Source organism: Pseudomonas sp. AC239, assembly GCF_979258545.1.
On sequence record NZ_OZ409864.1, the window covers coordinates 891,645 to 904,286 of the forward strand.

The following is a 12,642-nucleotide window of genomic DNA, read 5'->3' on the forward strand; positions in this document are numbered from 1 at the left end:
TCGCGGCGCTGGTGCTGTACGCGCTGTTCTCCGGCGCTCGCACTCAAGAGATGGTGCAACAGCGCACCCAGGCGCAGTTCGAGCAAGTCATCGAACAACGCCTGACCTCACTGGCGCAGACGCAGGTCAGCCAGATCCAGCGCGAACTCGAAGCGCCGCTGCTAATTGCCGGCGGTCTGGTGCGCGTCAACGCCCTGCTCGGCACAAACGGCGCGGATGGCCAGCCGCGCCTGAGCGTCAGCCGCGAGCAACTGATCAGCCTGATCAAGGAAAACGTCGAAAAAAACCCGAAGATTCTCGGCACCTACATCGGCTGGGAAAAAAACGCGCTGGACCACAATGACGCGGCTTACGTCGGCAGCTCTGTGGTCGGTATCGATCCTGCCAACGGGCGCTTTTTGCCCTGGTGGTTCCGCAATACCGACGGCAGCCTGGGCGTGGACAAACTGGCCGATGTCGACGATCAGAAAACCCTGTCCACCGGGGTGCGCGCCAGCGAGTACTACCTGTGCTCGAAAGAGACGAAGAAACCTTGTGTGATCGACCCGGCACCGTACAAGGTCGGCGACAAGATCGTCATGCTCGCCTCGTTCATCGAACCGATCATGGTCAACGGCGCGTTTCAGGGCATCGTCGGCGCCGACCTCTCGGTGAATTTCATTCAGGACATGCTCCTCGCCGCCAACCAGAAGCTTTACAGCGGCGCCGGTGAAATGGCGCTGGTCGGCGGCAACGGTCGGATCGTTGCCTACACCAAGGATTCGAGCAAATTCGGTGAAAAAGTCAGCGACATCCTCGACGCCGAACAGACCAGCAACCTGGCCAACCTCAAGCGCGACGAGGTGACTTATTCGGTCAATCAGGCCAAGGGCCGCATCGAGTTGTACCTGCCGTTCGGCATCGGCCAGACCGACGCACGCTGGACGCTGATGCTGCAATTGCCGCTCAACGCGGTCATGGCCGATCTGCAAAACCTCCAGGCCGACCTTGATGCCCAGCGCAAATCCGACACCTTCGGCATGGCCATGGTCGGCCTGGTCATCGCCGGCATCGGCCTGCTGGTGATCTGGCTGGTGGGCCACGGCATCGCGCGGCCACTCAAGCAGATGGTCGCCATGCTCGATGACATCGCTCAGGGCGAAGGCGACCTGACCCGGCGCCTGAGCAGCGACCGCAGCGATGAACTGGGCTCGATTGCCAAGGGCTTCAACACCTTCCTCGCCAAGTTGCAGGCGATGATCACCCAGGTGGTGACCTCGGTGCAGAGCGTCAGCGATTCCTCGGAACACACCGCTGACATCGCCATCCGCACCAACATCGGCGTGCAGAAACAAATGGCCGAGATCGATCAGGTAGCGACTGCGGTGCAGGAAATGACAGCCACCGCCCAGGACGTGGCACGCAACGCCACCCAGGCGGCGCAAGCGGCAAGCCACGCCGATCAGGCCGCCAGCCAAGGCATGCAAATCGTCCGCGACACATCCAATTCAATTGGCGTGCTGGCGGTGGAAATCGGCAAGGCTGTCGACGTGGTGCAGACGCTGGCCAAGGACAGCGAAAACATCAACGCCATTCTTACCGCCATTCGTGGCATCGCCGAACAGACCAACCTGCTGGCACTGAACGCCGCAATCGAGGCCGCACGGGCCGGCGAGCAGGGTCGCGGTTTTGCCGTGGTTGCGGATGAAGTGCGCAATCTGGCGCAGAAAACCCAGAAGGCCACTGAAGAAATTCAGACGATGATCCAGCAATTGCAGCAAGGCACCCGCGACGTGGTGCGCGTGATGGAAGACAGCCAGAACCGCACCGATGAGAGCGTGCAACACGCGGCGAAAGCGGCCGAAGCGCTGGAGACCATTACCCAGGCGGTGTCGGTGATCAACGACATGAACACGCAGATTGCCAGCGCGGCGGAAGAGCAAAGCGCAGTGGCCGACGACATCAACCGCAATGTGATCAACATCGGTCAGGTGGCGAATGAAGTGGCCGGCGGTGCGGATGAATCGAGTTCGGCGAGCGCCGGGCTGACCAAACTGGCCGAGCAGCAGCGGCGGTTGATCAATCAGTTCAAGGTTTGATCTTTAGATCCTCTTCGCGAGCAGGCTCGCTCCCACAGTTGGATTGCATTCACATGTGGGAGCGAGCCTGCTCGCGAATATGCCGGCACAGATCACTCATCAAGCCGGGGTGAGGCACTCCGGCCCGTTCAACTTCGGATCATTCACCAGATTTGCCAGCACCCGCTCACGCAGCGCTGCCGGCTCACTGGCGAGCAAACCCTGCAAGACATGCAGCGGCGTCTCGGGATCGAGCCATGCCGCCTGCCCCGCCTCATCAAGAATCAACGGCCGCCGCTGGCTCGCCGCAGACTGAGTGATCACTGCCGTACTCAGCCAGACCTGTTCCTGCACCGGATACGCTTCCCAGATCGCCGCGAAAAACAATGACGAGCCCTCCCCCGGCGTCAACCAGTAAGGCCGCTTGCGCTGGGTGCCGCGCCATTCGTAGAAACCGTTGGCCGGCAGCAGGCAGCGGCGCAGACGCAGCGCCTCACGAAACATCGGTTGCTCGGCCACGGTTTCGGCGCGGGCATGGGCCGGGGTTTTCGACAGATCGGTCAGCCACGGCGGCGTCAGGCCCCAGCGCGCACGGGCCAAGGTGCGTTGGCCGTCTCCGTCGGCACGCAGCATCAACACCGAATCATTGGGGGAAATGTTCCACTGCGCCTGCTGATCGGCGGGAAAACCTGGCAGGGCCGCGAAATCGCGGTTCCAGCGAAACAGGGCATAACGTCCACACATGGGGCAACACAACTCTGAATAAAACCAACGTCAGCCTAACAGACCAGCGTCCCGGGGAAGCTTTCCGGTTCGTCGCCGGGCAGTGGCAGCGCGGCATTGTACGCGGTGATCAGCTCGCGGGCGTATTCGGCCTGATCGTTAGCCACCGACAACCCGAGCAGTCCGAAAATCGGCAGTTCGCCCGTGCCGCCGACCAGATCACGGCCGATCAAGTGCGCTTCGATCCCTTCATTGGCGAGCATGCCCTTGAGCATTTCGCCTTCCATCAGGCTTGCCGGCTCGTAGATACGCTGCATACGCGGCCCTCACTCGTTTTCGCTGAAGACTTCAAGATGCCACTCTTCTTCATGTACCTGCAGGACAAAGGTGATCGGACGACAGCACACCTGGCAGTCTTCGATATACGTTTGATCCCCACCGGACAAATCCAGAGTGGTCTCGACTTCCTCACCGCAATACGGACATTCATACACTGCATTTTCCAGCATCGCGGTCTCCCCAGTGACTTGTGCGTATAATCGCCGGTCTATTTGCAGGGCTATTTTTGTCTGACTACTTTTCAGACCATGCCCCGCGGGTTTTCGATCAAACCCTTTACTTACCCTAGCCGTTTCCAACAAGAGAGCATGATGGGCGAATTCGATGCCATCCGACCTTACGACGACAGCGAAGTACCTGCGGTACTGGCAAGGCTGCTCGGCGACAAGGCGTTTCTAGATATCCTCACCCACTTCCGCTTCCCGCGTTTTGCCGGTGCCTTCGGCTGGATGCTCAAACCTCTTATAGCCCATCGGCTGCGTCGTGAGTTTGCCGACGTGAATTCCGTGGCTACCTTACAGGACAAAGTCGAGTTCTACGTCGACCACACCATCGAGCGCGCCACCGACGGCGTGACCTATACCGGTGTCGAGCAATTCAAGTCCGGCAGCGCCTACCTGTTCATCGCCAACCACCGCGATATCGTCATGGACCCGGCCTTCGTCAACTACGCCGTGTACCATGCCGGCCTGCCGACGCCGCGCATCGCGATTGGCGACAACCTGCTGCAAAAGCCGTTTGTCAGTGACCTGATGCGCTTGAACAAGAGCTTCATCGTCCACCGTTCGATCACCGGCCGGCGCGAGAAAATGGCTGCGTATCAGCTGTTATCGGCATACATCAACCACTCGATCCGCAACGATTGCGCGTCGATCTGGATTGCTCAGGCGGAAGGCCGGGCGAAGGATGGCGATGATCGTACCGAGTCGGCGATCCTCAAGATGTTCCATATGAGCCGCAAGGACGAGCCGTTCGGCGAAGTGATCCGCTCGCTGAACGTCACCCCGGTGTCGATCAGCTATGAATACGACCCGTGCGACCAGGCCAAGGCCCGCGAGCTGTACATCCGCGCTACCACCGGCACCTACGCCAAGGCGCCGGGCGAGGATGACGTGAGCATTGCCAAGGGCATCACCGGCTACAAAGGCCGGGTGCACGTGAACTTCGCCGCGCCGATTACCGAGGTGTTTGAAGACACCAAGCAATTGGCGATCGAGATGGACAAGCAGATTCTCGGCGGCTACCGGTTGTTCCCGGTGCATTACCTGGCGTACGCGCAATGGGCGGATGCCGACCCGCAACTGAATGTGCCGAAGGCGGCCGAGGTGTTCCCGGCTGACGAACTGGCCAAGGCGCAGGATGAATGGCAGAGCCGACTGGACGCCTGCCCCGCTGAGCATCGGCCGTATCTGGTGCTGCAATATGCGACGCCGGTGCGCAATCAATACCGGGTCAAGGCTGGATTGCCGCTGTAGGCAACAGCTGTGGCGAGGGGATTTATCCCCGCTGGACTGCGCAGCAGGCCCTGTTTTTCTCAGGTAAAAACCTGGGAGCGCTGCGCACTCCAACGGGGATAAATCCCCTCGCCACAGGTTTGCTATTGCTTCAGAAGCGGGTGCTGATCCAGGAGACGATCAAAGCAAGCCCCAGGCAAGCAAAACCAAAACGATAGAAAAACCGGTTCATGCGCAACGTCGCCCAATCGAGCATCGGCTCGGCATTGGGCTGCGCCTGGCGCTGTGCCGCCAGACTGGCCTGCGCGCGTTGCTCACGGCGGCGGGTCGCGTGCAGCAGCCAACTGCCCGGAAAGGCCAGCAGCAAGGCCAGCAGGTTGATCAACTTGGCGGGATGGGCGGTAAACAGCGTCATCAAGTGCAGCGACATCACAGACCTCGAACTTAACCGGTGTGGCAGACGCCAGACCGACGACCGCGGCGCGGATTCTACCCAAACCCTGACGCCCTGCCCCAGCCTTTGCGACAAATAACCTGAGAATCGACCGATGGCTGCCCTGTGTCATGGCATCGTCACGTGGATGCTTCACCCTGCGCGCCTCGAAACCCGAATGGAATGCGACATGCTGCACGCGGAAAACCAGGATCGCCTGTACCTCATCACCCCTTATGACGACCAGCAAAGCCTGGTCGGCAGCCTCGCCTTCAACGTGCAGGACCGGCACTGGCTGGTGTATTGCGCGCTGGGCGGGCATCAGCATGCGGATTTGCCTGAGACCGACTTGCTGACCGGCGTGAGCGTGCTCGATTTTTATTCCCAGGCTGCTTGAAGCACCGCAGATCCCCCTGTGGGAGCGAGCCTGCTCGCGAATGCATTGGGTCAGTCAACATTGCTTCGAATGAGCCAGCGCTTTCGCGAGCAGGCTCGCTCCCACAGGTTTCTGCGGTATTCAAAACATGCGGCCACAAAAAAGCCCGGGCTCATCGCTGGCCCCGGGCTTTTTCACATTCGCTGCAAACTTACTCAGCGAGCACCTGACCCACAGTCGGGTCCTTGAACAGACGCGTCAGTGCGTCACTCAATACATCGCTGACCAGTTTGGTGTTGGTTTCCTGATTCGGCGCCATGCCGAAGCGCTGGTCCAGCGAAGCGCCATAACGGCCGCTGTAACGGCGGTTGGCGTTCTGCACGTCGGAACGGAAGGTCGCGCCGATGGTGGCCTCAGTCACGTACATGCCTTCTTTCGGCGACTGATATTTCAACTCGGCAAGGGTCACGGTCAGTTGCGGCGCGTTGGGTGCGCTGGTGGTCGGGGTGAAGCCGAGCAGGCGCACGGCGGCTTCGGCCTGGGCCTGCAGCTTGGGCAGGATCTGCTCGCGCTGCACGGTGATGGCGCTGGTTTCCGGGTACAGGCCGCCACGGGTGCCGAGGGTTGGCGACGGACGACCGTCGACCACACGCACGATGACCGGCTGCCCGCGACCGACCGCTGGCAGTTGCGTGGTCAGCTTCGGCTCCGGATTCAGTTGTTGCGGGCTGTGGGCGCAGCCGGCGAGGGTCAAACCGGCGACAGTGATCAAACCGAACAACAGGCGTTGCAACATGCTCTTCTCTCCAGAATCAGGCACAAACAGGCCGGCAGTATAGCGGTGGGCCACTGCGCGTAACCAGCGCCGCACAGTGAATACTGAAATGTCTGACAAACCACGCCGAAAGCGGTTCCTGTCACACATTCTTCACCGTCCATACACCCTGGCGTCATGGCTCGCCGACAAGCTTCAAAGCAGTCCTCTTTCAAGGAACTCTGCCATGCGTTATCTGATCTCGCTGTTCGCCCCACGCCCGCTGCATCGCAGCTTCGCCCTGCTCGACCGCAACGGCCATTGCCAGGCGTTCAAGCAGTGCAGCCTGCAACCGATGGGCGACGGCTGGGTGGAAATCGAAGAAATCCGCCTGACCTGGTTGAACCAGCCGCTACCCGCCAGCGCCCGGGTCGTACCGCGACAAATGCGCGCACGCGGTCAGGTGCAGTTGAGCATCTGACCGGATGCCTAAGAAAAGTCATTAAACACGAGCAACTGCGCGCATTTCTTCGCTACAATCTCCCCCCGATTATAAGGACGTCTCCTGATCGGGCCCCGCAACAGCGTCAATGCGCATGCATCGACATCAAAATCGCCCACAGAGAGCCGCCCACACAGATCGAGTGAAGTTGGCGCGCTTGCCTGTTCTTCCGGCAAAAACCCGCTTTTCGCGAATCTGCAGAGCTGTCAATCGCTCGGCCACCGCGTTGTTTCGCCCTTGCGGGCAGGTGCCAGGCCAAGGCAGCCCTTTTTGAGGTTCACGTCTTCAAAAGAGCGTGAAAAAAACGGGTTTTCACAACTTCACAAGAGTGTGGCGAGCAAATGAATAGTTTTGCGTCTGAACATGCACCATTAGCGTCTGAAACAGCCCAACGACACAGGACCGGGTACACCTCGAACATCGGAGCCTGAAGCCTGTCCGCTACGGATTTGGTTGCACGAAAACGGATGACTCGACCATAAGTCGAATTGCCAGCCCTGCGTGAAAATGCGTTCATGGAACGCTTGAAACCAGGCCGCACGCATCCGTCGAAGTTGCGAAAAATTGCGAAGATCCGGACATGGCCAACCTGACCACGGATAGCCCGGGCCCACTGACCTGCCCTGGAACGCCTGGCAGCCATGCCGACAATTTGGTGCTGCAGATTTGGGAGACGCGTTAAATGGCGCATAACGAAGCAGTCGACGTAGTTCTGGTAGGGGCCGGCATCATGAGTGCCACCCTGGCCGTACTGCTCAAAGAGCTCGACCCCGCGATCAAGCTGGAAGTCGTCGAGCTGATGGATTCCGGTGCTGCCGAGAGTTCCAATCCGTGGAACAACGCCGGCACCGGTCACGCCGGTCTGTGCGAGCTGAACTACACGCCGCAGGCCGCCGACGGCAGCGTCGACATCAAGAAAGCCGTGCACATCAACACCCAGTTCGAGGTGTCCAAACAGTTCTGGTCGTACCTGACCAAAAAGGGCACGTTCGGCTCGAGCAAATCCTTCATCAGCCCGGTGCCGCACCTGAGTTTCGTTCAGGGCGAGAGCGGTGTGTCGTTCCTCAAGGAACGCTTCAATGTCCTGAGCAGGCACCACGCGTTCGCCGACATGGAGTACACCGAAGACAAGGGCAAGATGGCCGAGTGGATGCCGCTGATGATGCCGGGCCGCTCGCCCGACGAAGTCCTCGCCGCCACCCGCGTGATGAACGGCACCGACGTCAACTTCGGCGCCCTGACCAATCAGTTGCTCAAGCACCTGAGCAGTGCCCCGGACACCCAGGTCAAATACTGCAAACGCGTGACCGGCCTCAAGCGTAACGGCGCCGGCTGGACCGTCAGCATCAAGGACGTCAACAACGGCAACACGCGCGAAGTCGACGCCAAATTCGTCTTCCTCGGTGCCGGTGGCGCGGCGCTGCCGTTGCTGCAGGCTTCGGGCATCGAAGAAAGCAAAGGCTTCGGCGGCTTCCCGATCAGCGGCCAGTGGCTGCGTTGCGACAACCCGGAAGTGGTCAAGCAGCATCAGGCCAAGGTCTACAGCCAGGCCGCTGTGGGTTCGCCACCGATGTCGGTGCCACACCTCGACACTCGCGTCGTCGACGGCAAGAAATCCCTGCTGTTCGGGCCGTACGCCGGTTTCACCACCAAGTTTCTCAAGCACGGCTCCTTCATGGACCTGCCGATGTCGGTGCGCGCCGGTAACATCGGGCCGATGCTGGCGGTGGCGAAAAACAACATGGACCTGACCAAGTACCTGGTCAGCGAAGTGATGCAGTCGATGGAACAGCGCCTGGAATCCCTGCGCCGTTTCTACCCGCAGGCGAAAGCCGAAGACTGGCGCCTGGAAGTGGCCGGCCAACGGGTGCAGATCATCAAGAAGGACCCGAAAAAGGGCGGCATCCTGCAGTTCGGTACCGAACTGGTCGCGGCGAAAGACGGCTCCCTTGCTGCTCTGCTAGGCGCTTCGCCAGGCGCGTCGGTAACCGTTTCGATCATGCTCGAGCTGATCGAGAAGTGCTTCCCGGCCAAGGCGTCGGGCGAGTGGGCAAGCAAACTGGCGGAAATCTTCCCGGCCCGCGAGAAGGTTCTGGAAACCGATGCTGCGCTGTATCGCAAGATCAACACGCAGAACAACATCGCCCTGGAACTGGTTGAAGAAAGCAGCGAGACGCCAAGCTTTGCTTGATCGCGCCGCATGAAAAAACGCCCCGTTCGGGGCGTTTTTTTTGCCTGCGATCTTTTGATCCTAGCCGCGAGCCTTCTCGATCAATTCGATGTACTCAGCGGCGTTACGCTGATCCTTGATCAGTTCAACAAAAGTCTTGCCCTGCTCGTCCTTGCCATCGACGTCATAACCGGCTTCGACGAAGAAACCCAGAAAGCGCTCAAAGTCATCGATACGCAAACCTCGATAAGCCTTGATCAGTTTGTGCAGCGACGGCGAAGTGGCGTCGACCGGCTCAAAATCGAGGAACAGCTTGATCTGCTCATCGCCGATCTCGTCACCAATCACTTGTTTCTTATCTTTACGCATTGCCGACTCCAGCTCGCAGACATGACACGGGGCGGGCAGTTTACCCCTGCCCGACCGCCCGGCTCAACGCGGACGAATCGCCCCGGTGTGCAAATCGGCCCAGATATGGCCGTTGGCGTAACTGAGGAACTGCACGTACACCGTGTCGTTGCGCAGCAGATCCATCACCACGCGGTATTGCGCCAGTGGATAGAACAGCGTCAGGGTTTTGCTCTTGTCGTCGTAGGCCGGTTTTTTCAGGCTTTTGCTCTCACCGTCGAAACTCACCAGCACCTGAGAAATGCTCGCACCTTTGTTCAGCGACTTGCCTTTGAGGCGGATCAACAAGGATGAAGTGACCGGAATCGGCTGTTGATTGGACTGGCGCTGCGCACCGACCACCACCGAATACTCACCGACCTGCAGCAGTTGCTGTTGCTCGGGTTCAGCATCACGCAGGGTCAGATCGTCCGGCGGCAGGAACTGGCTGTGCATCGGCGCGGCGGACAGGGGCAGGCTGAGGGACAGCAACAGGGCGGCGAGGCTGCGGATCAAGAGGCGCATGACAGGCTCCGGGAGGCGGGGCCGAGCACTCTAGCATGGGTAACGCGGATGGATCAGCACACACAAAAACACTGTGGGAGCGAGCTTGCTCGCGAAGGCGGACTGACATTCAAAACAGATGTCGACCGATACACCGCTTTCGCGAGCAAGCTCGCTCCCACATTTAGATTGAGGCGCGGATTACATGCCTTTAACGGCGTAAATGCCGTTGGCGTTGCGCCAGTAGCCCTTGTAGTCCATGCCATAGCCGAAGATGTAACGGTCAATGCACGGCAGGCCGACGAAATCGGCTTTCAGATCAGGACGTGCCTTGCGGTCGTGGTCCTTGTCGATCAGCACGGCGGTGTGCACTTTGCGTGCGCCGGCGTGTTTGCAGAAGTCGATGATCGCGCCCAGGGTGTGTCCTTCATCGAGGATGTCGTCGATGATCAGCACGTCGCGGTCGATGAACGAGACTTCCGGCTTGGCTTTCCAGAACAGGTCGCCGCCGCTGGTTTCGTTGCGATAACGGGTCGCGTGCAGGTAGGACGCTTCCAGCGGGAATTGCAGATGCGTCAGCAATTTGCCGGAGAAGATCAGGCCGCCGTTCATCACGCAGAACACCACCGGATTGCTGTCAGCCAGTTGTTCGTTGATTTGTGCACCGACGCGGGCGATGGCCGCTTCGACTTCAGACTCGGTGTACAGGCAGTCAGCCTCTCGCATGATTTGACGGATATGCTCGAGATCAGCGGACATGGCGCTCTCCAAGGGGTTGGCGGAATTGGAAAAGCGGGCAAAGGTACGCATCCCGCGAGGTCGAATCAAGCTCTTATGGACTAACGTACAGAATGTCCTATAGGACATCACCCTCGGATAGATTAATCTAGGCCGGTTTTTTTGCCCGCCGCCGGAGCCTTTCCCATGCCCATCCTCGAGATCCGCCATCCGCTGATCCGTCATAAACTCGGCCTGATGCGCCGCGCTGACATCAGCACCAAGAATTTCCGCGAGCTCGCTCAGGAAGTCGGCGCCCTGTTGACCTATGAAGCTACAAAAGATCTGCCGCTCGAATCCTACGACATTGCCGGTTGGTGCGGCACCGTGTCGGTGGAGAAGATCGCCGGCAAGAAGATCACCGTCGTGCCGATCCTGCGTGCCGGCATCGGCATGCTCGAAGGCGTGCTCAGCCTGATCCCGGGCGCCAAGGTCTCCGCTGTGGGCGTTGCCCGCAACGAAGAAACCCTGCAAGCGCACACCTATCTGGAAAAACTGGTACCGGAAATCGATGAGCGCCTGGCGATGATCATCGACCCGATGCTCGCCACCGGCAGCTCCATGGTTGCCACCATCGACCTGCTGAAAAAGGCCGGTTGCCGCGACATCCGCGCCATGGTCCTGGTCGCCGCGCCGGAAGGCATTGCTGCGGTAGAACAGGCGCACCCGGACGTGACCATCTATACCGCGTCCATCGATGAGCGCTTGAACGAGCACGGCTACATCATTCCTGGGCTTGGCGACGCCGGTGACAAGATCTTCGGCACCAAGCAGAAGGACGCGTAACCATGCAGCAAGAGTTCAACGATCCGCTCTGGCGCACGGTGCTGTCCGGCGCGCAGATGCTGTTCGTGGCTTTCGGCGCCCTGGTGCTGATGCCACTGATCACGGGCCTGGACCCGAACGTGGCACTGTTTACCGCCGGTCTGGGGACGATCCTGTTCCAGATCGTCACCGGGCGTCAGGTGCCGGTGTTTCTGGCGTCGAGCTTCGCCTTCATCACGCCGATCATTCTCGCCAAGGGCCAGTTCGGCCTCGCCGCGACCATGGGTGGAGTGATGGCGGCCGGTTTCGTCTACACCTTCCTCGGCCTGGCCGTGAAGATCAAAGGCACCGGTTTCATTGACCGTTTGCTGCCGCCGGTGGTGATCGGTCCGGTGATCATTTCCATCGGCCTGGCCATGGCGCCGATTGCCGCGAACATGGCGATGGGCAAGGCCGGCGACGGCACCGAGCTGATCCATTATCAGACGGCAATGATGATTTCCATGCCGGCGCTGCTGACCACGTTGATCGTGGCGGTATTCGGCAAGGGCATCTTCCGTCTGGTGCCGATTATTTCCGGCGTGCTGGTGGGTTTTGCCATGTCGTTCTATTTCGGCGTGGTCGACACGGCGAAGATTGCTGCGGCGCCTTGGTTCGCCCTGCCGCATTTCACCGCGCCGGAGTTCAACTGGCAGGCGATTCTGTTCATCGTTCCGGTGGCACTGGCCCCGGCGATCGAACACATCGGCGGCGTGATTGCCGTGGGTAGCGTGACCGGTCGCGATTACCTGAAAAAGCCGGGCCTGCATCGCACCCTGCTCGGTGACGGCATCGCCACCACCGCCGCCGGCCTGTTCGGCGGCCCGCCCAACACCACTTACGCTGAAGTGACCGGCGCGGTGATGCTGACCAAGAACTACAACCCGAAAATCATGACCTGGGCGGCGATCTTCGCCATCACTCTGGCGTTCATCGGCAAGTTCGGCGCGCTGCTGCAGAGCATTCCGGTGCCGGTGATGGGCGGGATTCTGTGCCTGTTGTTCGGTTCGATTGCAGCGGTGGGTATGAACACTCTGATCCGTCACAAGATCGACCTAGGCGAGGCGCGCAATTTGGTCATCGTCTCGGTGACGCTGGTGTTCGGCATCGGCGGCGTGCTCGTCGGCACCGGCACCGGCCCTGATGACTTCGGCCTCAAAGGCATCGCGCTGTGCGCGGTGGTGGCGATTGCGCTGAACCTGATCCTGCCGGGCAATGACGGCTGGAAGCAGAAGAAGGCGGATGAGCCGCTGATCTAACCCCCCGCAATGATCGTTCCCACGCTCCGCGTGGGGATGCCTCGAGGGACGCTCCGCGTCCAGTGACGCGGAGCGTCACGGGCTGCATTCCCGCGCAGAGCGT

Annotated in this window: 15 protein-coding genes and 1 pseudogene; 8 read left to right on the forward strand and 8 right to left on the reverse strand. The window is 60.2% G+C overall.

Translation table 11 applies throughout. The features are described 5' to 3' along the window. Positions 1–1,025: 1,025 nt before the first annotated feature. Positions 1,026–1,223, forward strand: a pseudogene (locus ACZ0AZ_RS04035) (HAMP domain-containing protein); the annotation flags it as partial. A 111-nt stretch (positions 1,224–1,334) separates the two neighbouring features. Further along, entirely contained in the window at positions 1,335–2,078 is a 744-nt protein-coding gene (locus ACZ0AZ_RS04040) for a methyl-accepting chemotaxis protein (RefSeq protein WP_430981869.1), read from the forward strand. 99 nt (positions 2,079–2,177) lie between these two features. On the opposite strand, the gene ACZ0AZ_RS04045 is transcribed toward ACZ0AZ_RS04040, so the two are convergent. The 3 genes from ACZ0AZ_RS04045 to ACZ0AZ_RS04055 are packed head-to-tail and all read right to left on the reverse strand — an operon-like array spanning position 2,178 to position 3,289. Further along, positions 2,178–2,801: an SOS response-associated peptidase gene (locus ACZ0AZ_RS04045; RefSeq protein WP_129997667.1), complete on the reverse strand. Its 624-nt coding sequence runs from the start codon at positions 2,799–2,801 to the stop codon at positions 2,178–2,180. Between the two features lie 35 nt (positions 2,802–2,836). Then, on the reverse strand, positions 2,837–3,097 hold the full coding sequence (locus tag ACZ0AZ_RS04050) for a putative signal transducing protein (RefSeq protein WP_039761322.1): 261 nt from the start codon (positions 3,095–3,097) through the stop codon (positions 2,837–2,839). Between the two features lie 9 nt (positions 3,098–3,106). Further along, positions 3,107–3,289 carry a CPXCG motif-containing cysteine-rich protein gene (locus ACZ0AZ_RS04055; RefSeq protein WP_008045984.1) on the reverse strand — a complete coding sequence of 61 codons (183 nt, stop codon included), beginning with the start codon at positions 3,287–3,289 and terminating at the stop codon, positions 3,107–3,109. Positions 3,290–3,430: 141 nt separating this feature from the next. On the opposite strand from ACZ0AZ_RS04055, the gene ACZ0AZ_RS04060 reads away from it, so the two are divergent. Beyond that, positions 3,431–4,594 (forward strand): 1-acyl-sn-glycerol-3-phosphate acyltransferase, encoded by a 1,164-nt coding sequence (locus ACZ0AZ_RS04060; RefSeq protein WP_174823868.1) that lies wholly within the window; start codon positions 3,431–3,433, stop codon positions 4,592–4,594. A gap of 130 nt (positions 4,595–4,724) precedes the next feature. On the opposite strand, the gene ACZ0AZ_RS04065 is transcribed toward ACZ0AZ_RS04060, so the two are convergent. After that, on the reverse strand, positions 4,725–5,003 hold the full coding sequence (locus tag ACZ0AZ_RS04065) for a hypothetical protein (protein WP_016770663.1): 279 nt from the start codon (positions 5,001–5,003) through the stop codon (positions 4,725–4,727). Between the two features lie 193 nt (positions 5,004–5,196). Here ACZ0AZ_RS04065 and ACZ0AZ_RS04070 point away from each other — a divergent pair, with 193 nt between their 5' ends. Then, on the forward strand, positions 5,197–5,403 hold the full coding sequence (locus ACZ0AZ_RS04070; RefSeq protein ID WP_016770662.1) for a hypothetical protein: 207 nt from the start codon (positions 5,197–5,199) through the stop codon (positions 5,401–5,403). A gap of 190 nt (positions 5,404–5,593) precedes the next feature. Here the strand turns inward: ACZ0AZ_RS04070 and ACZ0AZ_RS04075 are convergent, their stop codons facing one another. Further along, positions 5,594–6,178 carry a YajG family lipoprotein gene (locus tag ACZ0AZ_RS04075; RefSeq protein WP_039761315.1) on the reverse strand — a complete coding sequence of 195 codons (585 nt, stop codon included), beginning with the start codon at positions 6,176–6,178 and terminating at the stop codon, positions 5,594–5,596. A 205-nt stretch (positions 6,179–6,383) separates the two neighbouring features. Here ACZ0AZ_RS04075 and ACZ0AZ_RS04080 point away from each other — a divergent pair, with 205 nt between their 5' ends. Next, positions 6,384–6,617 carry a hypothetical protein gene (locus ACZ0AZ_RS04080; protein WP_039761314.1) on the forward strand — a complete coding sequence of 78 codons (234 nt, stop codon included), beginning with the start codon at positions 6,384–6,386 and terminating at the stop codon, positions 6,615–6,617. Between the two features lie 703 nt (positions 6,618–7,320). After that, positions 7,321–8,829, forward strand: a complete 1,509-nt coding sequence (gene mqo, locus ACZ0AZ_RS04085) for a malate dehydrogenase (quinone) (protein WP_039761312.1) — start codon at positions 7,321–7,323, stop codon at positions 8,827–8,829. 60 nt (positions 8,830–8,889) lie between these two features. Here mqo and ACZ0AZ_RS04090 read toward each other — a convergent pair whose 3' ends face one another. The 3 genes from ACZ0AZ_RS04090 to ACZ0AZ_RS04100 form a co-directional block, all read right to left on the reverse strand. Then, the gene (locus ACZ0AZ_RS04090; RefSeq protein WP_039761310.1) at positions 8,890–9,177 is read right to left on the reverse strand and encodes a PA4642 family protein; all 288 of its coding nucleotides are present in this window, start codon (positions 9,175–9,177) and stop codon (positions 8,890–8,892) included. 63 nt (positions 9,178–9,240) lie between these two features. After that, positions 9,241–9,720 carry a hypothetical protein gene (locus ACZ0AZ_RS04095; RefSeq protein WP_129997670.1) on the reverse strand — a complete coding sequence of 160 codons (480 nt, stop codon included), beginning with the start codon at positions 9,718–9,720 and terminating at the stop codon, positions 9,241–9,243. A 180-nt stretch (positions 9,721–9,900) separates the two neighbouring features. Next, on the reverse strand, positions 9,901–10,458 hold the full coding sequence (locus ACZ0AZ_RS04100; RefSeq protein WP_016773231.1) for a hypoxanthine-guanine phosphoribosyltransferase: 558 nt from the start codon (positions 10,456–10,458) through the stop codon (positions 9,901–9,903). A 165-nt stretch (positions 10,459–10,623) separates the two neighbouring features. Between ACZ0AZ_RS04100 and upp the strand changes: the two genes are divergently transcribed. Next, a complete protein-coding gene (gene upp / locus ACZ0AZ_RS04105) occupies positions 10,624–11,262 on the forward strand; it encodes a uracil phosphoribosyltransferase (protein WP_024014279.1) in 639 nt (212 codons plus the stop codon). Positions 11,263–11,264: 2 nt separating this feature from the next. Beyond that, entirely contained in the window at positions 11,265–12,539 is a 1,275-nt protein-coding gene (locus tag ACZ0AZ_RS04110) for a uracil-xanthine permease family protein (protein ID WP_016773229.1), read from the forward strand. Positions 12,540–12,642: the final 103 nt, after the last annotated feature.